We start from the raw sequence: 24,204 nt of genomic DNA on the forward strand, positions 1-24,204 counted from the left end.
TGTATGCTCCGCCTTTTTGTTATTTGGGATTAGCTCCACCAGCGTTTCACCATGTCTGATGGGTCTAAACAATATTGAGCTTGAGCTTGAAATAACTCCGCCGTTGCTAACGCATCGGACAAGGCATGATGTGGCTGATAATAGGGAAGCCCATAGCGCTTTCTGCAGTCAGCTAAACGTACCGAAGGAATAGGTTTACGTTTGAGCTTATCAAGCCAACTTCTGGCGTTGTTTATCGCTGACTTTTCAATTTCCATCGTATCAATCACTGGAAACTCAATACCCTCCCCCAATCTCGCTTTTAGCGCAGAATTGAAAAATGACTTTTCGACAAACTGATAGTGCACCACAATGACTTTACCATGTAGTGAAGCAAACACTTCCTCAAGAATATCCTGCAGATCTGGCGCGCTTTCAACTTGTGAGTGTGTGATCCGGTGCAGTACCACAGACTCTTCAGCCAGCGGACTGGTTGGCTTCACTAACCAATGCTTCGCTTGAGCCAAACGGATCCGTCGTAAATTAAATGGCACGACGCCAACGCTCACAATGTCATCGGTGTTTGGGTCGAGCCCTGTAGTTTCAAAATCAAGGGCAACAAACTCGCACTGGCTCAATTGCTGGTACGGATCTACCACGCCTTGCTGATAAAATGCTTGAATTCTCGGGTCTTTCGACGTTTCTACCAAATGCTGAAAGCGATTTGGCCATGACATAATCTCGCCTTGCATATTACACCGCTACTTCATCATGGATTTGTTTTGATAGCGAAACTTTAAAAAGCTCTGTGCTTTGTCTAACACGCCAAAAGCTTCTTTAAGATTACGCTGTTCAAAATCAGAGAGTGTTTCAGGCGGCAAGCTGTTATCAGGCTTTTCGCCCTGCTCAATTTGCCATGCTTGATGACGAATACGCATGATGGCGATGTATTCAAGCGCAGCTTGCAGATCTAACACTTTGCCCTTTGGCAGTATATTTGCCTCATCAATATCTTCTAATCGTTCAAAGGAGTTTTGTTTTTTAGAGCCAACACCAAGGGCATGCACTCGAACCAAGTCTGAAAGCGGTGCTGTGCCACGGCGTTTAATGTTCATCGAACGCCTGTGCTCACCATCTTGCTCAAGGACAAAACCATTAAAAAAGCCCAAAGGCGGTGTTCTTCTTAGCGCATTATGTGCCATCGCAGCCAAAAATTTAGGGGTGCTTTTGGCCTTTTTACTGATAAAAGCAGTGAGTTTCTCAGCCCATTTTGTTTCACCCCATACGCCTTCCAGATCAAAGAAAATCGAACTATTAAGCAAAGCCTCAGGACTGGGGTTTTCTATCCAGTCTTCAAATTGTGCTAACCATTGACTATAAGTTATACGCCAAGCTGGGTTGCTTGCCATGATCCCACCATCGCAATATTTATAGCCGCAATTGGCTAGACCATCACACACAAACTTCGCCAACTTTTCGAAGTAAGCGCCATGCTCAGCGGGTTGATAACTGTCATCCAAGATCAGTGCATTATCTTGATCGGTCACAATTAACTGTTCGTCTCGAGCCATTGAACCAAGGGCAATAAAGCAGTAAGGAACTGGTGGCGGACCTAATTTTGCTTCCGCGAGTTCGAGTAACTTGTGTTTAAACGTTTTACCTATAATCGACATCGCAGAACCAATCATGTGTGAATTGGCGTCTTCATTCACCATACGCGTAAAAATTGCAGGAAGCTGTTTGGCGTAACTACTCAAGTCTTCAACACTTTGCTGGTCCATTAGCCCTCTAACAAACAACAGGCTGCTTTGAGACTCATAGCGCAAAATATCGGATAGCGCGACCACTCCTATCGGTTTACGCTTATGAACAACGGGCAAATGATGCACATTGTCTCTTAGCATCAGCATCATGGCTTCGAAGACGTAGGCATTGGAGTCAACAATAATAAGATCGGTCGACATAATCTCAGAGACCGGAGTTTGATAATTCAGCCCCTCAGCGACTACTTTTGTGCGAAGATCTCTGTCACTGATAAGGCCAACCACCTGACCATCATCTTCATCTGGATCTTCGACAACAGGTTTCTCGGGGTCATAGATAAGTAGTGATGATACATGCTCTTTTGCCATCACTTGAGCTGCCTGCTGTACCGTGGCGTTGCGTTCAACGTATACCACGTCGCGTAGCAATAGTTTACGCACTTTGGCCGTGGTCAAATCGTTGCTGTCGGCTTGCTCAGAAACCGTGATTTTTAGTCTAGCATTATCGTCTGCTTCAAAATAATCAGCAAACGCTTCATAAACGTCGCAATACTCATCAAAAATGCCTACAGGAATACAGTACACCAGCGTATCTTCAAGGCTTTGAGCGCCAAAACGAACTTTGCGATTCATCAATAAACCACGCTGGCCAAAGATCCCACCTGTGGAAATACGATTGTATAACTCACCTGAGCGCCGATAGAGCTCGACAGCACCAGATCGGATCACATACAGGTAGGTGATCTGCTCTCCATATTCCAAAATGCCGCTGCCCGCTCGGTAATAACCTACTTCGACTTGGCTTGCGAGTTTATGTAGTGCCTCTTGAGGCAAATCCGAAAACGGCGGGTAAGCTACTAAAAAATTGGCAATTTCCTGATGTTCAACTTCCATGGTTTGCCTTGATATAAAAAGGAATTTAACCCTATTGTGGGCAACGAGGGATAAATTTGCAATGAAAGCTGGTTTAACTAGGGTAATAAACTAAGGCTGCAGCCATAGTTTTTCAGCTGTTCACCACTACGCGCAGAAGACTCACTAGGATGCAATCGAATTTAGTAAAACTGAGGAATTGCGTTGTAATAGGTTAATTCCAATTACCAATTACCAATTACCAATTACCAATTACCAATTACCAATTACCAATTAGTTTATTTTACTATGACTGCGTGCTAAAGCTAAATAAGTACAAACGCCAAATTTGACCTAAGTCACTTTAAAAACCAGCAAAACCGCCTCATACTAGTCATCTATAACTATTTGCAACAGGAACCGCACTCATGACTTATGAAGTCAATTTCGACGGCTTAGTAGGGCCAACACATAATTATGCCGGATTATCTTATGGTAATGTCGCGTCACTTTCTAACGCTACCAGCGTCTCTAATCCAAAAGAAGCGGCATTGCAAGGTCTTGAAAAGATGAAAGCAATGCATGATATCGGCCTAAAACAAGGGATATTCGCACCTCATGCACGCCCGAGTTTAACCCCACTACGCCGCGTTGGCTTTTCAGGCACCGATGCACAGGTACTTGAAAAAGCGTATAAACACGATCCTATATTGCTTAGAGCTTGTTACTCGGCCTCTGCAATGTGGACAGCAAATGCGGCGACTGTATCGCCTTCTATTGACTCCAGCGATGGTAAAGTACATTTCACAAGTGCCAATTTAAACTGCAAATTCCACCGTTCAATAGAGCCCGAAACCACCACAAATTTACTTCGAGCTATGTTCGCCAATGCGCAATATTTTGCACATCACCCGCATTTGCCTGAGCAGCCTTTTTTTGGCGATGAAGGTGCGGCGAACCACACTCGCCTCGCCGATAGCCATGGCAGTAAAGGTCTACAATTATTTGTGTACGGTTCAAGTGGCTTTAACAGCAATATAAAGGGTCCTACTAAATATCCTGCTCGACAAACATTAGAAGCAAGCCAAGCGATTGCAAGATTACATCAATTAGATGATAAGCAAGCAATTTTTATCCAGCAAAATCCAAATGTGATTGATCAAGGCGTGTTCCATAATGACGTCATTGCGGTGGGCAATGAGAATGTGCTGTTTTGCCATGATCAAGCCTTCATCGATCAGACCACCAGTCTAACTAAAATTAGACAAGCGTATATCGGCGAAAAACCTTTACATATTGTAGAAGTTCCGACGCATGCAGTGAGTGTTGAGGACGCAGTAAAAAGCTACCTATTTAACTCACAATTGATCACCTTGCCATCAGGCGAGATGATGCTGGTTGCACCGGAGGAATGTGCGAAGAATGATAACGTTGCCGCGTATATCGAATATATGCTCTGTGCAAAAAATCCGATTTCGCAAGTACGCTTTTTTGACTTACGCCAAAGTATGCAAAATGGTGGTGGACCTGCATGTTTGCGATTACGTGTAGCACTCAATGAAGATGAGCTAAAAGCGGTAAATCCAGAAGTGATGATGAGTGAAGACAAATTTATTCAACTAAGCGCGTGGGTCAATAAACATTATCGCGATAAAGTCACAGAGCAAGATTTAGCTGATCCGAGCCTACTGCAAGAGTCCTATACTGCACTGGATGAACTCACGCAATTACTCGATCTTGGTAGCGTTTACGACTTCCAACGCGCCTAATTTCAAGCTTTGCTTGTCAAACTACAATTAATCTGAGGTTTTAAGGGAGTGATTTCACTCCCTTACTTTTTAGCAAGTACATTAACCGCCCACGTCTCAAGCATACCGTCGCTATTTAGCGTTACTAAGGTGTCTGGGTTTGGGACATACATATCGACTACCGTTGCTCCCTCACTTTCAGTATGAATAGACCAAGTGCCTAATTCTTCCCCGCTCTCATAGCGCCAGATGGAGAGGTGAGATTTTGACGATGATGTCGCGAGTAAGCCTGAGTCAGAAATAAATTTAGCCTTTCTAAACATCTTAAAACGGGCCATATACTTTAGCTCACTGAGCTGTTTTCCAGACTCAAAGTCTAGTACATGTTGCGCATTCAACCCATCTGAGACGAATAAATGCTTGCCATCATGACTCACTGTTAAACTGGTAACACGATGACTAAATTGATGCTCATATAAAGGTTCTGGTGAGGCAAATTGCCAAAGGGCAACCAACCCATCTTGCGCGCCTGTAACAAAATAGTCGCCACTATTATCAAACGCCAAATGCTCTATCGGCCGAGTATGTGGCATAAAACGATTGTTTAACTTAGTGAATAGATCCGCCATATTGAGTGAGCCATCATCCATCGCAACTAGCAAACGCTGATTATTATGGGAAAGCGCTAAAGCAGAGATTGAAGCAAGTGGACTCACCCCAGCAAAAGGTACGTTCGTTATCAACTTTTGCTTTGGAACAGACCAAATTGAGATAAGGTTTTCACCTGCCACGATGAGCATTTCCTTATCATCTGACAATAAAACTTCTTTAACTGGTGTTTTTATTTTGTCTTTAGGTACTGAGAATATGACAGACTGATTGGCATTGTCATAAATATGGATTTCAGCATTACTGTCTAATGTTACGCTCCACTTTCCATCTTTAGAAAAATGCCCGAGTATTATGCCATTTTGCGTCAACTGGCTTGTTACCCCTTTACTAATTTCAGGCTGCGATCCACACCCTACTAAAAATAAAGCGAAACAAGCTAGTGATATTAAACGAGACATCTTAAACCCTTAGCACATAATACATTTATTTCATTTACTGGCTTTACATATCGGCCGTTAGCAGACAAACTTAACTTATTGTGAATAATTTTAGACTGCATATGATGTATTTTAGCATGACAAAGTCACTTATTAAGCAAACTTTCGTTGTCTTAGCCGCAATGATTTTACTCTCAGCGTGCGGCTCAGAGGATAATGTCAGTGGTGACAAGGACACTCCTGGATATGCCGCAACAATGTATTTTGACGCACTCTATAATCAAAAAGATTTAGACGCTGCAATGAAAATCGCCACTCCCCGTCACGCGCGTATCATGCGCTCTTACGGTACTGCGTCGCAATTCGCCAGAAATTTAGTGAATATGCAATACGATGAAGTCACCATAGAAGTTGATATGACCAATCAAAGTCTACGCGAACAGTATGGCGACAGCGCAAAAATTAATTTAATTTTTACAGGTCAGCTCCACGGTGAGCAAGTAGACGACATGCGTAGTGTCAGTATGGTGCGCAAAAAAGGCAAATGGTACGTAGACAAGGTACTAGCCGACCCCTTTGCACGTTAACTCAAGAATTAGATTGGAAAGCCCCGTTGTCGGGGCTTTTTTACAAATTAGCCAATATACTCCGTCACAACAAACTAGTTGGGCGCTCTTGCATCAACAGCAATCGCTTTTGCAACCAGCGTTTCAATACAAAAGATGGTTTCAGAACTCTTATCATCAATCACCTTGTCGTCCATTGCGATACTGAGTTTTTCATTCAATGTCTTACCCACCAGTTTCACGCTGTTTTGTTTACACCACTTACGATATTTTGCCATTAGTGGAGCATGTGCCTTTTCCAGTAAATAAGCATGCTCAACCGTATCTATAGCAGAGTGTTTTACAACGGCGCACAGATGCGAGATACGTTCTCGGGTCGAGTTGTGATCGGAAACATTGCTACATACCTGAACCGCCAATTTATCACTTGGCGCTTTGAGCCACTTACCAACAGGAAACGCCAAACGTTTTAACAAAAATGCCAGAGGTGCTGCGGTAAAGTTATCGCAAAATGCATAAATAGCCTTACTTGCTTCGTTAAGACAGTGATCTAAGGCAAACTTTACCAGCGGTAAGTCCCCTTGCTGACGGCCATCATCTTCGTATTTTTTTAATACGCACGAGGCGATATAAAGAAAGCTCAGGACATCTCCTAATTTTGCAGAGAGCATTTCTCTACGTTTTAGTGAACCGCCAAGCTTTAACATAGCGATATCACTATACACAGAAAGCGCTTGGCTCAACCATGTTAGCCGTCGGTAATACGCCGCCACATCACCACTCACTGGCGCGCGTTCGAAACGTGCAAGTGTGAAGCCATTAAAAAACGCCTTAAGCCCATTCACAGAGGTATGCTGCAAGTGTTTGCAAAGCACTTCATCAAACTCTTTCAATGCGATTAATTGATCTTCTTGCTGTACGATACTCATTTCTTTCAGTATAAAAGGATGGCAACGCGTTGCACCTTGACCAAAAATCATCAAGCTTCGCGTTAAAATATTGGCGCCCTCAACGGTAATAGAAATCGGCATCCCCATGTAATTGTGGGCAAGATAATTCATTTCCCCCATTTGAATGGCTTTACCGCCATGAATATCCATCGCATCATTTAATGCCACCCTTGCATGCTCTGTGAGGTGATACTTGGCAATCGCAGTAACTACCGAAGGGCTTTGCTTTAAATCAATTGCCAACGCTGTAGTTTGTCTCACCGCTTCAATGAGATAGCTATAGCCGTAAATTCTGGCCAACGCGCTTTGCACTCCTTCAAAGGCAGAGATAGGTACACCAAATTGACGACGGACACCGGCATAAGCCGAAGTCGTTCTGGCACTTAATTGAGCGGTTCCCGCGCTCAGTGCAGGCAAAGATATCCCCCGTCCAGCACTTAAACACGACACCAGCATGCGCCACCCTTTGCCGATACCTGCTTGTTCGCCTATCACCCAAGCCATTGGAATAAAAACATCTTCACCACTGGTTGTGCCATTCATAAAGGCTTGCCCCAGCGGGTTATGTCGATCTCCTGTTTTTACGCCTTTATGTGCAGTCGGTATAAGTGCACAAGTGATCCCAAGCTCTACTTTATTTGAAAGCAATTGATCCGGGTCGTAAACCTTAAACGCAAGTCCTAATACATCAGCGACGGGCGCCAGCGTGATGTATCGTTTTTGCCAAGTTACCGCAAGTCCAATTTGCTTTTCTCCCTCAAATTCTCGCTCACACACAATCGCAAAGTCTTGAATGCTACCCGCATCCGATCCTGCCTCTGGAGAGGTCAATGCAAAACAAGGAAGTGTCTCACCCGAGGCAAGCTTTGGCAGCCAAGTATTCTGCTGTTCATTGGTGCCGTAATGAAGCAGCAGCTCCGCAGGGCCTAAACTATTTGGCACCATCACGGTCACTGCCGTAGACAAACTACGGCTGGCTATTTTTGCAACGACGGTGGAGTTCGCCTGAGCACTAAATTCCCGACCACCAAAAGCCTTTGGAATAATAAAAGCAAAAAAACCCTTTTCTTTTAAAAATTGCCAAACTTCTTCAGGCAGGTCTTGAGCCTCAGATATTTTTTCTTCATCAAGCATTTTTAGCAGCGTATGTAATTCGTTATCTATAAATGCCTGTTCCTCATCGCTCAACTTTGGCTTATCATTACTCAACCACTTTCGCCAATTCGGCTTACCAGAAAACAACGCCCCATCCCACCAGATACTCCCCGCTTCCATCGCTTCTCGCTCGGTTTGGGAGAGTTCAGGTAATGACGTTTTGAAATAATTAAAGAGCGGTTTAGTGATCAACTTAACCCTGATATCACGGACACAAAATACCACCACAATTGCCAATATCACCAATAAAACTAAAGTCATATGCACTCCTTTTTGCAGGCTTCAAATACGGCCTTTTGATACAATTGACTGCCTTAATTATGGTTAATAATCACACTAACTCAACTTTTATCTGCGCTCGCATCTCTTTGTTTGTCCATCGCAAAATTGTCGTTTTAAAGTCGTCCTGCTATTATTCTTGCCACCACAGCAAAAAATGATGCTTTGCTGCGAGAAAAAGCCGCGCTCACTACGATTAGTTGTTCATACGACTAATACTAATTGGATTAATTTACTTGCTGATTTGTAGCAATTAACCCAATTAGTGTAGCTGGCTATAGATACTAAAACGCCGTCTAGTGTTAAGTCGGCTCGTGTATTAATTAAAACAACAAGTGAACCCTATGAAACCAAGATTTAAGTTAAGTGTTGGCGCACTCATCGTTGCCAGTACTTTTGCACTCTCTGCCTGCAAATCCACTGAAACTACAAATAAAGCATTATCAGAAGCCGATGCAGTTGCATTTTTAGATAAGGCGTCAGAGCAGCTGGTTGACCTTAACTTCCGCTCTAGCCGCTCAGCTTGGATTTATGCGAACTTTATTACTCACGACACCGCTTCACTTGCTGCAGACGTGAATGAGGAATACACCGCTGCGCTCGTGGAGCTTGCTAACCAAGCAGCACAATTTGATGGCTTGGCGTTAAGCGAAGATACCCGACGTAAGCTTGATAAATTGAAGCTAAACCTGACATTACCTGCACCAAAAGATGCTGACAAAACAGCGGAACTTGCAAAGCTCACTGCAGAGCTTGATGGTATGTACGGCAAGGGCAAATACTGTAAAGATGATGGCACTTGCCTAAGCCTTGGCGACATGACGGCTAAGATGGCTAATAGTCGCGACTATGAAGAGCTTTTAGACATCTGGCAAGGTTGGCGTGAAGTGTCAAAGCCAATGCGTCCACTCTATGAAAAGCAAGTGGTACTTACCAACGAAGGTGCGAATGAGCTTGGCTACGCAGACACAGGCGCAATGTGGCGCAGTAAATACGACATGCCAGCGGACGACTTTGCAAAAGAGCTTGACCGTACTTGGAATCAAGTAAAGCCGCTATATGATTCGCTGCACTGTCATGTTAGAGCCAAGCTTGGCGAGAAATACGGCGAAGATAAAGTGCCTCAAGACCAGCCTATTCCTGCACACTTGCTTGGCAATATGTGGGCACAAAGCTGGGGCAATATCTATGACCTAGTCGCGCCAGAAAACGCAGATCCGGGTTATGATGTAACGGCGCTACTGGCTAAACACAATTACGACGAAATCAAAATGGTAAAAGGTGCAGAAAAGTTCTTCACCTCTATGGGTTTTGCCCCATTACCTGAGACTTTCTACGAACGCTCTTTATTTATTAAACCACAAGATCGCGACGTACAATGTCATGCATCAGCTTGGAACTTAGATGCCAAAGACGACCTACGCATCAAAATGTGTATCCAACGCACAGGTGAAGAGTTCTCAGTTATCCACCATGAACTAGGCCATAACTTCTATCAACGCGCTTACAATCAGCAGCCTGTGTATTACCAAGAAAGTGCCAACGATGGCTTCCACGAAGCTATCGGCGACACCATCGCGCTATCTGTAACACCCGGCTACTTAAAGCAAATTGGTTTGTTGGATAACGTACCGGATGAGTCAAAAGATATCGGTCTATTGATGAAGATGGCACTTGATAAAGTTGCATTTATTCCATTTGGTCTACTTGTCGACCAATGGCGCTGGAAAGTATTCTCTGGTGAGATTTCCCCAGCAGAGTACAACCAAGCGTGGTGGGAATTAAGAGAGAAATATCAAGGTGTTAAAGCACCAATTTCACGTACAGAAAATGACTTTGATCCAGGTGCAAAATACCACGTACCTGGTAATGTACCTTACACTCGTTACTTCCTAGCGCATATTTTGCAGTTCCAATTCCACAAATCACTTTGTGAAATTGCTGGCAGCAAAGAAGCCATTCACCGCTGTTCTGTTTACAACTCGAAAGCAGCTGGTGAGCGTTTAAATGCCATGCTTGAAATGGGCAGCAGCAAACCTTGGCAACAAGCACTTAAAACGCTAACAGGTAAAGATGAAATGGATGCAACAGCAGTACTTGACTACTTTGCACCATTGCAAAAATACCTAGATGAGCAAAATAAAGGCCGTAATTGCGGCTGGTAATTGCTAGCAAATAGAGATTCAGAAACGGGCACACTCAATTGTGCCCGTTTTTTATTGGTTTAATTTTGTTACAGTTCAGTAACTTCCTTTTTTAGCCCCAATCATATACGCTCAAATCAAAATCAGACCTACCGCTCTAGTAGTGAAAGTCTGTGTTGTCACCTGCAAGGATCCTTATGAATATAAAAAGAATTGGCCTAATAGCCATCTTTGAATTGCAACGCTTGTTTGCAACGAAACGCGGATGGATAGCCATCGCCGCATTTGTTTTGGTTTGGTATGCCATTTTGCGCTACGCCATTGCAGAAGCGGTATCCATTGTCAGCGACCCCAACTTCAAAAATATGATCCAGAGTTTTTCCGGCGTCGTTGGTATGCATCGCATTGCCCAGTGGCCTGAAATGGAACTTGCACTGTACTTAGTTTGGTCAATCTTCTTGTTTCCTCTTTTTGTGATCTTTTCAAGTGCAGATCAAACCGTAGAAGATAGAACTCGCGGCACACTGAGATTTCTAACCCTGCGCACATCTCGCGCGGAAATTGTTGTTGGTCGCTTTGTTGGGCAGGTATTCAATACGTTGCTGCTCATAGCAATTTCTGCTGTAGGTGCTTGGATATTAATGGTGGTGCGCGACCCAAGCTTATGGCTCACAGGCCTTACTCGAGCAACATTAATTGTTTTAGAGCTAACGCTTATTACTGCGCCATTTATTGCCCTGATGTCTGTTGCAAATCACTTTGCTAACTCGAGCAAAATGAGCATGATTTACGCAATTTTAACCTACTTAACGCTTGCCACTTTAGTCGCTTTTGCACTTGAGTACAGCGCTTACGCAGAGTACCTTTTTTATCTTTTTCCTGGATTCCAAGGCTCAGAAACCATCGCACAGAATATCAACCTCACTCGCTTTGCCACACCGGTGCTGCATAGCCTCGTGTTAATTGCAATTAGTTGTGAACTATTAAGAAGGCGCGCGCTATGAGTTGCATTATTGAAGTTAATAATTTAGTGAAAGCATATGGACGAAAGCGCGCACTAGATAACGTATCGTTTACCCTAAACGCAGGTTCACCCATTGCACTTGTCGGCCCAAATGGCGCGGGTAAAACCACCCTTTTTAGCTCTCTTTGCGGATATCTAAATGCCGATGCTGGCAGTGTTCAAATTTTGGGCTGCAAGCCTGGTAGCGCTGCGCTTTTTGGCCGACTTGCGGCACTTCCACAGGATGCTCAGCTTGATCCAAGGTTTTCTGTCAGTAATCAGCTACGTTTATACGGACAACTTCAAGGTTTAGATGCGAAAGCGGCCGAGAGTGAAACACACAGAGTGCTTGAGCTTGTCGACCTCAAAGACTGTTATCACGCCAAACCTCATGAGTTATCTCATGGCATGCGAAAACGTATCTGTATTGCCCAAACACTACTTTCAAAGCCTGAAATTGTACTGCTTGACGAAGCCACGGCAGGATTAGATCCCGTGAATGCTCGTGAGATCAGAAACTTAGTAAAAAGGCTTCAATCTGAAACGACCTTTATTTTGAGTTCACACGATTTAGTAGAACTCGATGATTTGTGCGATCAGGTATTACATTTACAGCATGGTAAATTAACCGCTGTTGACCGCATTCAAGAAGCGGAACTTGCCACGCTGACTGTAAAACTTAAAGAGTCTGGCACCAGTAGTCACATAGCGCTTTTGAGGACCTTACAAGGCGTTGAAGAGGTGACGGTAAATGCCAGTGGCGCCCTGCTTATTGAGTATCGTAGCGGCCAACAGGTTGATATTGATGTACTCAGGCTTTGCCGTGAACAGGGCTGGCGTTACAAGTCTTTAGTTAACGGTAAAACACTAGAAGATGAACTGTTCGGCTAGCACACGGTTAGTTTAGTTGACCCGTCTTAGCATGTGGGTTGACACTTTTTGAAATTAAAGCGCTCGATGAACTTCATCGGGCGTTTTTTTGAGCCAAATCGGACCAAATCGCTGACATCCACTACTAATTTGTTAAAGCGTTTGTATGGTTATAAATTACCCGTGGTGTCGACGAATGTGCGTAACTAAGCCCTCTTTATTAAACTCAAGTGAAACAATATTGGTTTTACTATATTCAATAGTTTTATCTAAATGAGCAGGTTTTACTTTGCCTGATTCGGTCATTTTCACAATGACGACATTAGCGCCAACCATTACCTCATTTATTTCTATTGAACTATGGATGACTTCATCTTTTAATTTATTAATCATATCTTCTCGGAGTTTAGATTTATCTGTATAAGTAAATTTAAATTTGACGTGCTCATCGATAAAGTCATCAGAAAGTAATGAGATATAGTTTTCTATTTCTTTAATTGTTGAATTGGGTTGTTGACGCGCATTTTTTGCCGCTACAAATACTTTTGCTTTCTCAATTAGTTGCTCTGATGTGAAATTATCGTGTGCACTACTAGAAAACGAAAAAAGCAAACAAAATAACACTAATATAAATTTATTCACGGATCTTTCCTTCCTGCTGTACCTAAAGCCAAATCGCTCAAATCGCTGACACCCACCACTAATTTGCACCTTTCTAAGATACCGCCTAAGCTTTAATTCTGCACTCAAAGGATTGAGGAAACCAAACTATGGCTACTGCCCGTAAAAAGCAAATCAGTTTAACCGACACCAAATACTACCACTGTATCTCCCGTTGCGTAAGACGCGCCTTTCTGTGCGGTGAAGATAGATTTACTGGAAAATCATATGAACACCGCCGGGATTGGGTTGGAGAAAAGCTATTGATGTTGGGGTCTGTGTTTTGTATTGATGTTTGTGCTTACGCCGTGATGAGTAATCACACTCACATTGTTTTATATGTTGATGATATAAAGGCTAAGCGTCTGTCGGATAAAGCGATTTTGATACGGTGGCACAAGTTATTTAAAGGTAATTGGATAAGCCAAAAGTTTATTGAAGATGAGCCACTGAATGATTCGGAGCAATTGATACTCGATGAGCTGGTTGATAAGTACAGAGAAAGACTTGCAGATATTAGCTGGTTTATGCGAGTGCTTAACGAAGACATCGCCCGTAGAGCAAATAAAGAAGATAATTGTACAGGCCGGTTTTGGGAAGGACGATTCAAATCCCAAGCATTACTGGATGAAGCAGCGCTGACTGCCTGCCTCGCTTACGTAGACCTAAACCCCATTAGAGCCAAAATCGCAGCAACGCCTGAAACCTCAGACTACACCAGCATCAAAAAACGCATCGACCACGCTAAGCTGGGCAAACAACCAAAAAGTCTCCTACGCTTTGCTGGCAGCCCACGAAAACACATGCCTAAAGGCCTGCCTTTTGAACTCAAATCCTATATTGAATTGGTTGAACTCACAGGCCAATGTATTCGCGCCGACAAGCGAGGCTATATTAACGAAGCACAACCCATACTCACTCGACTCAATATAGAGCCTGAGAACTGGATAAAACTCACTACGCAATTTTCACGGGTATTTCACGGCGCGGTTGGCCGAGAGCGAACAATAACCGCTTACTGCGAAACACTGCAAAAACGACGACGGACAAACCTAACAAACTGCGAGCGCTTGTTGGCTTAGCAAAACTCACATTCTCAACGCTAGAATTTCTTACCGTTGTATTTACAGCGCGTTGTCGTGCGCGATAACCCGGTTTTAGTGTAGAGATACGCTTACCCGCCAAAGGTCATCCTATCTAAAAACGCTTTTGTCCATCCTCGTTTAAGTGTTTCCGTACTTTTTAATCTCACTTTGCCAGCATAGGTACAAATAATGGTGGGTGATTAGATGGACGCTCCCAAATCGGCGTCAATGCGCCAAACTGATAGTTGCAAACACAGTTATTAGGAGAGTCCATCATGAATAACGTTAGCACGCTTTCAATTGATCTAGCAAAAAATGTATTCCAACTTTTATCGTTTGATAAGCAAGGTAATAAATGTTTTTCCAGAAGGTTAGATAGAGCAAAGCTCTTGCAAACATTGACCCAATTACCTGCTTGTAATGTTGTTATGGGATCATGCTCAACGTCTCATTATTGGGGGCGGTACTGCTTACAAGCTGGGCACCAAGTTCAGCTTATCCCTGCGCAACATGTTACCCCTTTTGTCCGTGGCAATAAAAACGATAAAAATGATTGTATGGCGATTTATGAAGCGAGCCTTCGACCTAACATTCGCTTTGTTCCTGTAAAAACAGAGCATCAACAAGCAATCCTAGCACTACATCGCTATCGGGAGCGGCTCATACATAATCGAACCGCCTGCATCAACCAAACATGTGGTTTGTTACTTGATTTTGCATCGTCATCAAGAAGAGCTTAAAGTCTTTTCGTGCAACCATTGCTGATTTGCTCAACCGTAATTTACATGGAGCTTTAAATCTACTCCTCAGAGACGTTTATGAAGAAATGCAAAAGTTAGACGCTAATATTAAAAATGTAGAGGCACAATTTAAGCAGTTTAATGAACAAAGCCAAGCTGCTCAAATTATCCAATCCATCCCCGGAATTGGGATTATCAACGCATCGGCATTGAGTGCCACAATAGATAAAGGGCAAGCATTTTCTAATAAAAAGGAGTTGGCTGTGTGGCCTGGGATCACACCACGTCAATATGCTTCGGGTGAAACCAATAAGATGGGAGGGATCACCAAACGAGGTGATCGTTATCTAAGAAAACAACTCATTCATGGTGCCCGTACAGTGGTCAATCATGCGCACAAAAAGCAGGATGATTTAAACAAATGGATCAACGCATTGGTAGAACGTCGCGGTAAAAATAAAGCGGTGGTGGCCACGGCCCACCGATTGGCTCGCTTAATGTGGATATTGCTACAAAGAAATGAACCTTATAAAGCGCAATATACACAAAGTGAGGCGCAATCATGGACTCAAATTATGGCTATCAAGGAGCTCGGTCGTGACAAGGGCCTAGAGCCCGAGTGGGTGTTTATGAGCCCTTGATAGCCATATTCTCATTGCTGTAAATATAACGATGAACAAAAGGTCAAACCTACCTAGTTAAACCCGTTATAGGCAAGGCATTCAATGCCGCGTGGGTGTATTCTGCTTTTTGGGTGGCTAGGTTCGAAACTCATTAGGGGCGCTGAAAGTCAGTTAAGCCCGAATATATGTCAGAGCAGCACCTTATTTAGGATGACTCAAAGTGACTGTTTATCAATACATACAAATAGTAAATGAGAGATAAATAAAAGAAGCAACAAGGCTGTTAAAACAATCATGTTGGATGAGTATTACTTGACAGCAGCAGAGCGTCCATATATGTCATCAATGATTCTATGGGCATATTTCTTCAGCTAAAGTCGCTATCGTCTACTATCTCACTTTTATCGACTGCCATTTCTTAATAAATTTAAATATTGTTTTATAGAGCCTTTCTCAACAATACCTACGGGAAATGCGTGTTTATCCTCTAATAATGTACATAACTTTCCTAGCCGAGGAAAAGAGAGCATAGCATTAGAGAGATTAGAATCAGTAATTTGCTCTCTGTAAACATGATTAATCAAAACTAGTCCCGCAAGTTCGATTCCGTCAACAGACCTAGATTTTGATAGAATTTCAATAACCTTATCTAATTCAATGTCGTTTGAATTTATCAGTATTCTGGTTATTGCAGAAATATAATGTCGTGCCCATGTTCTTGAGTAGCGCGCTGTATTTGTTGCTAATGTGGCAAGTTTAGAAATGCACTCTAGCTCCATATTTTCGGCCAAGACCGGCTTTACATCTGTAAAAAGACCGTAGGGAACATCTTTATGACCAGTCCAAAAAACATTCGTAAACATAAACTTCCTAGCATTCTCTGAAGTAGGAACATAACCTACTTTTACTCCAATGCTTTGAAACTTATTCAAGTATGCTTTAAGTTCAGCGAAAGCTCCGAATTGGTGTGAAGCAACAAGACCATTTTTCGTCTTTTTTACCCCAAGTTTTCCATCTAAAATAATACCTTTATAGATCCATGGTGATTCTATATCTTCTTGATTATCTTTAGTATTATATGCGCAAAGCTTTGATACCCACTGAAAGAGTGATTCTTCATCTGTGGATTCAGCATACACTGTATATATATCAACAAACCAAGTGACATTATCAGGTGGAATTGAATCCAAAGTTAGAGCAAGTCTATTGCACATATTGTAAAACAGGTCAGAATCAAACCGTCCATTTTCGATTGCTCCGAAAAGTTCTATCGCTGCACAATAACTCATTTTTCTATGCCCTTAAAAAGTAAAACTTGAACATATTCTAAATATTTCCTTAGTTGCACCAGCTCTTCTTCTGTAACTACATCGTACATGTTTTGAGTCCATTTGTTTCGCCCAAAGTGCTTTGCTAAGCTTCTCCTAACAGTATTCTTATTAGGTCTTTGATGACAAACAACAAAACCAACGATGTGTTTTTTCTTAGAAACCTTTTTAATCAGTCGATTTAACAATTTTTTTTCTGAAATCTGGCCAACTAACTTAGGAGTATGTTGCTTGATTTCAGCCATGAGACCTTCAAAATTAATATCCGACTCGCTAGGTTCAGAAGTATTAAGTTCAACTAGGTATTCTAGTTTGAAGCCAGCTTTTCGGTATTCCATATCCGAAACCCCTTCAACCGTATCAGTTAGAATACTCGAATGGTCTAATATGTTTATCAATGGCGTACCAAATTGCATATCTAATTTATTTAATTCGCTGTTTTGAACTCCCGCAAGAAATAAGCCCAGTCTTGAATCTTTTACAAGAATAGGGGAACCGCTAAAACCACTATATGTGCCGTTGCTATCCCACTGGAGCTGCAATGCAGGAAGGTCTGAACATGTGCTATAAGAGTATGTAGGTCCGATTATAGTTCCGTTGATACGTAAGAGGAAGTCTGCATTTCCACTGAAACCATGCATGTGCGCTTTAGTGTTTTCTTCAATTTTCCTTCTTACGTTTAACTTTGTTTTACATTTATGACTACACTTGGTTTTAATTATGGCGTAATCAAATAGGTTTTGTGCGTCATAAAATTTTTCTTCTAAATAGTCACACTCATAAACATTGTTATCGAAAGTTTGAATCTCCAAATCAAGTTTTTTATTCAAAGATATTCCATCTTGAATACTTAAGTCTTTAAATAAATGACCACAAGTTAGAACCCACCCATTCTCATTTAATAGCAATCCAGTACCTAAAAAACGCTTTTCTTTATCGATAATACGTACAACCCGATCAAGCATTTCTACATTTTTTTTATTACCCATGCTGACCTTTAACCCATTTAAATGATGCTTTCACTCCAGCAGAACCTTTCCCAGAAAGTACCCAAGCATTTATTGCACTTTCAAACGCAAAAGCAACTTCTACAGTCATTTCATCAGGGCTTCGACCGGATTCAACAGCTTTTTCCCAACAATATTGAAACTCTTTATTTAAACTTTCCATTAGCTCAACTAGATCTTCATTAACGCTTTCTAATTTTTTTCCAATTGTCGAACTTGTTGGTTGAATATCAGAGTCAGAGTTTTTATCCAGAACCACATTCGAATTAGGTAGACTACTATCTATAACAAAATTTTTCGTTCCAATTTTCGCTTCATTGATCGCCATAACAAAAACCTTAATTGTTTTTTATAATCAGATTTTAATTTTATTATCAATAAATATTTCAGACATTACAAACGACTTCAACATTGCTTTGATAAAGCTGTCTTATAACAAGGTGGGGAGAATACTGGGCTTCCTTGACCATGCGTAAATAACATTGGCACCAAATTAATTAAAAATCAAGAATAAAATAAAAACAATTACATTATCACTATCCACGTATTCTTTAAGTGCTTCCATACTTTTTAATCTCACTTTTCCAGTATAGATACAAATAATGATAGATTTCATTGATTTGATTGCTTTCAGATATCGCGCTGATCTTGATACTACTCAGTTGACAAACATTACAAAAAATAATCTCCGCTTTGGCAAGTTTACTGCATTTTTTTGCATCTACCTCCTACCTTTACCCATCCCTATTTGTGATATCACTCGCTTGGCATTGTCGGCACACGCCATGTCACGCGGTTTGGCTTCTATGTCATTAAGGATGGAGTTTAATTGTCGTTTGTTGTCTGCAAGCTTTTTCTCCATCAGTTCAATATCAGCAAGTTTTTGACGTAAAGCGTTAAGTAACTGATCATGTTTCCAGTCACTTAGATCACTCGGAAGTAATTTACTCAGCTCATCTAAACTAAAGCCTGCTTTTTGACCATTTGAAATTAAATGCAATACAGTTTCAGCTTCAGGAGGATACGTCCTATAACCATTGGCAGCGCGCTTAACTAATTTAAGTAGGCCAATATCCTCATAGAATCGAATTTTCGACGTCGCCAAGCCTGTTATTTTTGATAATTCACCAATTTTCATAAACTCAAGTTCCTACTGCACTCAGTCTGCTACCTTAAATGAAAAAGTCTGTACTTATCCCAAACAATAGCAGATATCATAAATTAAGTATTGACCTTCAAGTTTACTTTAACCTTATGCTTGCACAAAACAGATACAAATTAAGGTAATTTTTATGCAAACAATACTTGGAGCAAACGGCCAAATTGGTAGTGAACTCGCCCGAGCTTTAAAGAAAGACTTTACCGATAACATTCGTCTTGTCAGCCGAACACCAAAAAAGATAAACAACACGGACGAATTACTCAGCGCTAATCTACTTGACGGCAGTCAAACGCAAAAAGCAGTAGCTGGCTCTGAAATTGTTTACTTAACCGCAGGACTGCCGATTGACACAAACATGTGGGTTGAGCAATTTCCTATTATGATGCGAAATGTCATCGATGCGTGCGCAAAACATAATGCCAAATTAGTGTATTTTGATAACACCTATATGTATCCGCAAAGCAATGAACGTCTCACAGAAGAAACACCTTTTTTGCCATATGGCGAAAAAGGCAAAGTTAGAGGCCTAATAGCGAATATGCTGCTCGATGCGATGAGTACAGGCCAAGTCAATGCGATGATTTGCCGCGCGCCTGAGTTTTATGGACCGGGTAAAACGCAAAGTATCACCAATACAGCGGTTCTTGATAAGCTGCGAGCAGGCGATGCTGCGAAAGTATTTATCAGCGATAATACGTTACGTACCTTGATATACACGCCAGATGCTAGCAGAGCAATGGCGTTACTAGGCAATACCTCTGATGCGTATGGCCAGACATGGCATCTACCATGTGATGACAATCGACTCACTTACAAGCAAATCGTTAACTTAGCGAGCGAAATACTCGGCATTCAAGGTAAGTATTCAATATTAAAGAAATGGCAGCTATCACTGCTAAGCATTTTTAGCAAACCTATAAGAGAAACACGAGAACTGTTACCTCGATATGCAGTCGACAACATATTTGTATCAGATAAATTTAAGCAGCGCTTTACGGAGTTTGAAATTACCACTTACCGAGATGGACTAACAACAACTCTCAAGGAATGACGACGTTATTTAATACCTAGATCATTAGGCGTTAAGTTAAGTGCTACAACTAACACACGCTTTGGCGAGGAACAAACACTTAGATTGCTAAACTTGGACTCTGTACGGGAAATTGCCCCGCACAGAGTTGATGCTTTTTATCTCATTCCTTTCAGAATTTCGACAATTTCTAGGGTATTTTCGAGTACCCTGATGACTCTACCTTCAACGCTTATCGTTACCAAATCCCGATCTCTGTCGCGATAAATCACTTTACCATGGTCGTAGATATCTGGATCTAAGCGTTCTCCAACTTGGAGTTTTTTTTGCCAACCTGGCGGAAGTGGCTTGCCCTGCTTCAACTTTTTCTCAAGGCCCGGCGGTAACTTCTCCGGTTTAGCATTCGCCTGATTTAAACCTAAAGTCAGACTAAAGGTAAGTAGAGAAAGTACAATAACTTTATTCATAACAACCTCTCTTTTAGAGCGTGGCATCATGCGCTTTGTGAACACGATGCCGTCTATAAAGTATTGTTAATAGTTTGAAATAAAGCTTATTGATATAAACTGAACAACAATCACTAATATTTAGATTGATTTAGTTTTGTTAACGCTTTAACGGAGAAACGTTCAATGGCGATCCCCAACTGAAGTCCAAACTTCTCAGCAACGCCTTTTTTAGCTTTATAAGCCACCTTATAAAGCTGGTGACTTTCATTTAGGGACATGAGTAAATCATCACTGGTTGAGATTTCATCGACTAATTTAAGTTCTAACGCTTGTGTACCAAACCAATGTTCTCCAGTGGCCACTTTCTCAATATCAAGGTCAGTACGATTATCAGAGACAAAGTGTTTGAACAGACCATGTGTTTCTTCAATCTCCTCTTTGAACTTTTCTCTTCCTTTATCCGTATTCTCACCAAACAGGGTGAGTGTGCGCTTATACTCACCAGCGGTTACCATTTCAAAATCAACGTTATTCTTTTTTAATAAACGATTAAAGTTGGGGATCTGCGCAATTACGCCGATTGAACCTATAATTGCAAATGGTGCTGCGATAATCTTATCTGCGACACAGGCCATCATATATCCGCCACTTGCAGCAACCTTGTCCACACAGACCGTCAGTGGAATACCCGCTTGCTTGATGCGCGAAAGTTGCGATGCACCAAGCCCATAACCGTGTACGACACCACCGCCACTTTCAACAGAGACAATGACTTGATCCGTGGCTTTGTCAGCGATCATAAGAATGGCATTTATCTCTTCGCGTAGATCTGAGACTTCATGAGCATCCATACTGCCGTTGAATTCAATATAGAATACATTCTTGGTGTCTTCCTTGTTTTTACCTTTGCTTTTTTGCTCCTTAGACTGTGCTTTATTTCGTGCCTTCAACGCCTTTTTATCTAAGGTTTGTTCTAAAAACTGTTCTTTGGACTGCGCCAGACTGTCGCTTAAATCGGTAACTTCAATTTCGCCCTTTTTCGATTTTGGTTTTGAGCTTGCTCCCACCATCAAAATAATGACTACTGCGATACCAAAGATAATGGTTACTGTCTTGGCTAGAAATAACCCATATTCAAACAAAAATGCCAAGTCGTTCTCCTCATTTAGCTCATAAAGGGGACCATTTTTTCAATATAAAATGGACATAAAAAAGGCCGCTAGCTGCGGCCTTTTATAGTCTCGAAAAATGTCTTAGTTTGCAACAACATCTGGGTTAGATACTTGTAAAACCAAACCCTTTGACTTCAAGAAGCTTGCAACTTGTGTTTGCATTTCGATTGACGCCGCTGCGTGTCCCGCTGCTGTGCCACCGGCTTTTTCATCAAAGCCTGTCGTTAAGATTGAACTGTGATGGCCCTGAGAGAACTTCACTACATAACTTCCAGGTGTTCCGTCTTGACTCATTTGCGTTTCACTTGCTGGCATTAAGCCCATGAAACCAGCAAGTGGTAAGCTACCTGACAAGAAGCTACGCTCTGTCGTTGGAGGAATAACCAAATCAGCTGCATTGCCATCAACACCACCCGTAACAACGCTCATATATACTGGCGTTTGTAGCGCTTTCACGGAAGCTGCATAGTTAAGTGGATCGGCACTACCTAATGCGGTCTGTGCTGCAAAACCAAACTGCGTCACCGTACCATCAATCAGTGCTAATGTCGCGGTGTCTCCTGCCGCTTCTAAATTCGCTCTAAATGTTCCATATGCACAAGAAACATATTTGCTTTGATCCGCAGCAAACGTACCACAGTCAGTAATTGCGCCTTCTTGCAGATAGGCATTAAACGCTTGCGACGCTAGGTTACCTGCTGAGCTTAACACTGAGCCTTGAACAAACGGGCCAAATGATTTTGACTCAATCAAGAAATTAGCAATGCCCGAGCCACCACTTGCAAGTGCTGCTGACTCAACTTTAAAGAAACCATCAATTGCTGGATTTAATGGCGCATTGGTTTGAGCAAGAAAGCTTGGGCCTACAACCGAACCAAGCGAGTGACCTAAGTAACTAACTTGCTGGGTATTGAAGTTAACTTGACCACCAGATGCTTGATTAATAAAGTTTAAGCCTAAACGTAACCCCATTAAATCTGCTGCTGATTGCTTTAAGTTATCACGCGCAACCAACAACGATGTTAGGTTCATGTAAGAAAGTACACTACCCGTCGACGCATTAAACTCGTCGTCGCCATCACCATCAATATCAATGCCGCGCTCGCCGTGCATCGGGTGGTCGATTGCTACCGTCGCAAAGCCTGCTTGCGTAAGAGACAAGGTTAAGCCAAGCATATCTTCTTTCTTGCTGGTAATCCCATGTTGGAGAATAACCACTGGCCATCCGCTTTCTGGACGCGCCGCATCGTTAGCAGGAAATGTAATTTGCACAGGCACATTAGCAAGCCATTGCTGCTTAGGAATTGGGTTATATTGGGTAATAAAACGCTGTTTATCCACGCCAATGCTTCTAAATTTCGGCACACCTTCAGGCACAGGGAAGCTATCACAAAGCTGATCGTCTCCTTCTGTTACTTGGGGTAATTGGCCACCTTGTGCAACATACCCACCCAGTGTAACTGGGCTGTCGCATAAAGCCTGCCAGTAGGTATCTGCTAATGCTTCAATGCCACCTGTTTTTGGCTTCGCTAAATACTGAGGAAGTTGAATAACACCACGCATTAATTTAATTTGTTGGAAAGCAGGCAGTAAAGCCGCTGGCACTTTACCTTCTAGTGCGTCAGCAACCGTCATCGGTGCCTGACCAGGAACTGCGATTACTGGTGGAACGTTCTTTGCGAGTGATTGTGCAAGTAAAGCTTTCGTCGCAGCTAAACCAGCACCAGCTGATTGTGTAGTCATTGCTGCAGTGTAAATAATTTCGGTACCATCTACCCCAGCTTTGGTAACCACTTCCTCATAACTTTGTATTACTGCTTGTAAGGATTTTTGCGCATCGGTCACCAGTGGTGCATTTTGACGCAGTAAGGTATACGTCGATGATGGGTCAACACTTTGTCCGCTGGAGTCCTTCAAAGTGCGGGTTAAAACAGTAATATAAGTCGTACTTGGTTTAAGCGGCTTGACAGGAACCACTACAATGCCATTTCCAGCACCATTCGTCATCGCTACGAAATCGCCTTGGGGACCAAACTCCAATTCAGCAACAAATTTACATGCTACCCCTGACGGTAGCTGCGCACATTGTTCGTCGGTTTGTAATGGCCCACCCATTGCAACTTCAAAAATTCGTACAGCGCCCGGAGTCATGACGCTTTGCGCATCAAGTGTCAAACCATTCGGTGTCGTCATGTCGATAACGTAAGGCATTTGTGTCGACCAACCATCTAAGGCGCCAATCACAATACTTGGGTTTGCATAGCTTGCACGCGTTACCAGAGGGTTACCTTCACCATCCTTCATTCCCAACATTTCATCAGGTAAGTTTAGGGTTCCGTCTTGAGTGCCGGACAAAAGGATATCGTTTGGAACTGAGATCACACCGCCTGATGGATCAAATTTAACAGAAATCGTTGGAGAAACGGGTGTAGTATCATTTTTTACATCTTCTAACGTTTCACCGCCTCCACAGCCAGCAAGCGCTGCTGATACTGCGAGTGAGAGTAGCATTTTTTTCATTTTATAGGCTCCGACATAATCTTATTATTATTGTGATAATTCTCGTTAAATCTATGTAATAGCATTTTTA

The 24,204-nt window shown here is 42.2% G+C and carries 19 protein-coding genes and 1 pseudogene; 8 read left to right on the forward strand and 12 right to left on the reverse strand.

Annotation, left to right across the window (positions count from 1 at the left end):
- Positions 1–29: 29 nt before the first annotated feature.
- Entirely contained in the window at positions 30–731 is a 702-nt protein-coding gene (locus EXT48_RS08745; RefSeq protein WP_039497646.1) for a 3'-5' exonuclease, read from the reverse strand.
- A 9-nt stretch (positions 732–740) separates the two neighbouring features.
- Positions 741–2,636, reverse strand: a complete 1,896-nt coding sequence (locus tag EXT48_RS08750) for a DUF294 nucleotidyltransferase-like domain-containing protein (RefSeq protein ID WP_130164225.1) — start codon at positions 2,634–2,636, stop codon at positions 741–743.
- A 386-nt stretch (positions 2,637–3,022) separates the two neighbouring features.
- Here EXT48_RS08750 and astB point away from each other — a divergent pair, with 386 nt between their 5' ends.
- A complete protein-coding gene (astB, locus tag EXT48_RS08755) occupies positions 3,023–4,363 on the forward strand; it encodes an N-succinylarginine dihydrolase (RefSeq protein WP_130164226.1) in 1,341 nt (446 codons plus the stop codon).
- 62 nt (positions 4,364–4,425) lie between these two features.
- Here astB and EXT48_RS08760 read toward each other — a convergent pair whose 3' ends face one another.
- The gene (locus tag EXT48_RS08760; protein WP_130164227.1) at positions 4,426–5,412 is read right to left on the reverse strand and encodes a WD40 repeat domain-containing protein; all 987 of its coding nucleotides are present in this window, start codon (positions 5,410–5,412) and stop codon (positions 4,426–4,428) included.
- A 116-nt stretch (positions 5,413–5,528) separates the two neighbouring features.
- Between EXT48_RS08760 and EXT48_RS08765 the strand changes: the two genes are divergently transcribed.
- The gene (locus tag EXT48_RS08765; protein ID WP_039497631.1) at positions 5,529–5,978 is read left to right on the forward strand and encodes a hypothetical protein; all 450 of its coding nucleotides are present in this window, start codon (positions 5,529–5,531) and stop codon (positions 5,976–5,978) included.
- A 74-nt stretch (positions 5,979–6,052) separates the two neighbouring features.
- Here EXT48_RS08765 and EXT48_RS08770 read toward each other — a convergent pair whose 3' ends face one another.
- Complete coding sequence (locus tag EXT48_RS08770; protein WP_130164228.1) at positions 6,053–8,323, reverse strand: acyl-CoA dehydrogenase; 2,271 nt, start codon at positions 8,321–8,323, stop codon at positions 6,053–6,055.
- Positions 8,324–8,685: 362 nt separating this feature from the next.
- On the opposite strand from EXT48_RS08770, the gene EXT48_RS08775 reads away from it, so the two are divergent.
- The 3 genes from EXT48_RS08775 to EXT48_RS08785 all read left to right on the forward strand — a co-directional run bounded on the left by EXT48_RS08775 (position 8,686) and on the right by EXT48_RS08785 (position 12,379).
- Positions 8,686–10,506 (forward strand): M2 family metallopeptidase, encoded by a 1,821-nt coding sequence (locus tag EXT48_RS08775; RefSeq protein WP_039497626.1) that lies wholly within the window; start codon positions 8,686–8,688, stop codon positions 10,504–10,506.
- Positions 10,507–10,682: 176 nt separating this feature from the next.
- A complete protein-coding gene (locus EXT48_RS08780) occupies positions 10,683–11,489 on the forward strand; it encodes an ABC transporter permease subunit (RefSeq protein ID WP_039497625.1) in 807 nt (268 codons plus the stop codon).
- Entirely contained in the window at positions 11,486–12,379 is an 894-nt protein-coding gene (locus EXT48_RS08785) for an ABC transporter ATP-binding protein (RefSeq protein ID WP_130164229.1), read from the forward strand. The genes EXT48_RS08780 and EXT48_RS08785 overlap by 4 nt, the downstream gene beginning before the upstream one ends.
- Before the next feature lie 156 nt (positions 12,380–12,535).
- Here EXT48_RS08785 and EXT48_RS08790 read toward each other — a convergent pair whose 3' ends face one another.
- A complete protein-coding gene (locus EXT48_RS08790) occupies positions 12,536–13,000 on the reverse strand; it encodes a nuclear transport factor 2 family protein (protein ID WP_130164230.1) in 465 nt (154 codons plus the stop codon).
- A 128-nt stretch (positions 13,001–13,128) separates the two neighbouring features.
- Between EXT48_RS08790 and EXT48_RS08795 the strand changes: the two genes are divergently transcribed.
- Complete coding sequence (locus tag EXT48_RS08795) at positions 13,129–14,100, forward strand: transposase (protein ID WP_130164231.1); 972 nt, start codon at positions 13,129–13,131, stop codon at positions 14,098–14,100.
- 278 nt (positions 14,101–14,378) lie between these two features.
- Positions 14,379–15,385 (forward strand): annotated as a pseudogene (locus EXT48_RS08800) (IS110 family transposase); the annotation flags it as partial.
- A gap of 482 nt (positions 15,386–15,867) precedes the next feature.
- On the opposite strand, the gene EXT48_RS08805 reads toward EXT48_RS08800, so the two are convergent.
- From EXT48_RS08805 to EXT48_RS08820, 4 genes are all read right to left on the reverse strand, one after another.
- On the reverse strand, positions 15,868–16,755 hold the full coding sequence (locus EXT48_RS08805) for a hypothetical protein (protein WP_130164232.1): 888 nt from the start codon (positions 16,753–16,755) through the stop codon (positions 15,868–15,870).
- Positions 16,752–17,783 carry a trypsin-like peptidase domain-containing protein gene (locus EXT48_RS08810; RefSeq protein WP_130164233.1) on the reverse strand — a complete coding sequence of 344 codons (1,032 nt, stop codon included), beginning with the start codon at positions 17,781–17,783 and terminating at the stop codon, positions 16,752–16,754. Before EXT48_RS08810 ends, EXT48_RS08805 begins: the two co-directional genes overlap by 4 nt.
- The gene (locus EXT48_RS08815) at positions 17,776–18,129 is read right to left on the reverse strand and encodes a hypothetical protein (RefSeq protein WP_130164234.1); all 354 of its coding nucleotides are present in this window, start codon (positions 18,127–18,129) and stop codon (positions 17,776–17,778) included. The genes EXT48_RS08810 and EXT48_RS08815 overlap by 8 nt, the downstream gene beginning before the upstream one ends.
- A gap of 393 nt (positions 18,130–18,522) precedes the next feature.
- Positions 18,523–18,939 carry a MerR family transcriptional regulator gene (locus EXT48_RS08820; protein ID WP_130164235.1) on the reverse strand — a complete coding sequence of 139 codons (417 nt, stop codon included), beginning with the start codon at positions 18,937–18,939 and terminating at the stop codon, positions 18,523–18,525.
- 154 nt (positions 18,940–19,093) lie between these two features.
- Between EXT48_RS08820 and EXT48_RS08825 the strand changes: the two genes are divergently transcribed.
- Positions 19,094–20,014: an NAD-dependent epimerase/dehydratase family protein gene (locus tag EXT48_RS08825; RefSeq protein ID WP_130164236.1), complete on the forward strand. Its 921-nt coding sequence runs from the start codon at positions 19,094–19,096 to the stop codon at positions 20,012–20,014.
- Between the two features lie 137 nt (positions 20,015–20,151).
- Here the strand turns inward: EXT48_RS08825 and EXT48_RS08830 are convergent, their stop codons facing one another.
- The 3 genes from EXT48_RS08830 to EXT48_RS08840 all read right to left on the reverse strand — a co-directional run bounded on the left by EXT48_RS08830 (position 20,152) and on the right by EXT48_RS08840 (position 24,134).
- On the reverse strand, positions 20,152–20,460 hold the full coding sequence (locus tag EXT48_RS08830; protein ID WP_045988126.1) for a hypothetical protein: 309 nt from the start codon (positions 20,458–20,460) through the stop codon (positions 20,152–20,154).
- Between the two features lie 113 nt (positions 20,461–20,573).
- Positions 20,574–21,593 (reverse strand): protease SohB, encoded by a 1,020-nt coding sequence (gene sohB, locus EXT48_RS08835; protein ID WP_130164237.1) that lies wholly within the window; start codon positions 21,591–21,593, stop codon positions 20,574–20,576.
- 102 nt (positions 21,594–21,695) lie between these two features.
- Positions 21,696–24,134, reverse strand: coding sequence for a VolA/Pla-1 family phospholipase (locus tag EXT48_RS08840; RefSeq protein WP_130164238.1), 2,439 nt, complete (start codon positions 24,132–24,134; stop codon positions 21,696–21,698).
- Positions 24,135–24,204 lie beyond the last annotated feature (70 nt).

Origin of the sequence: Pseudoalteromonas sp. CO348 (assembly GCF_004208845.1) — a bacterium.
Taxonomy (GTDB): Bacteria; Pseudomonadota; Gammaproteobacteria; order Enterobacterales; family Alteromonadaceae; genus Pseudoalteromonas; species Pseudoalteromonas maricaloris.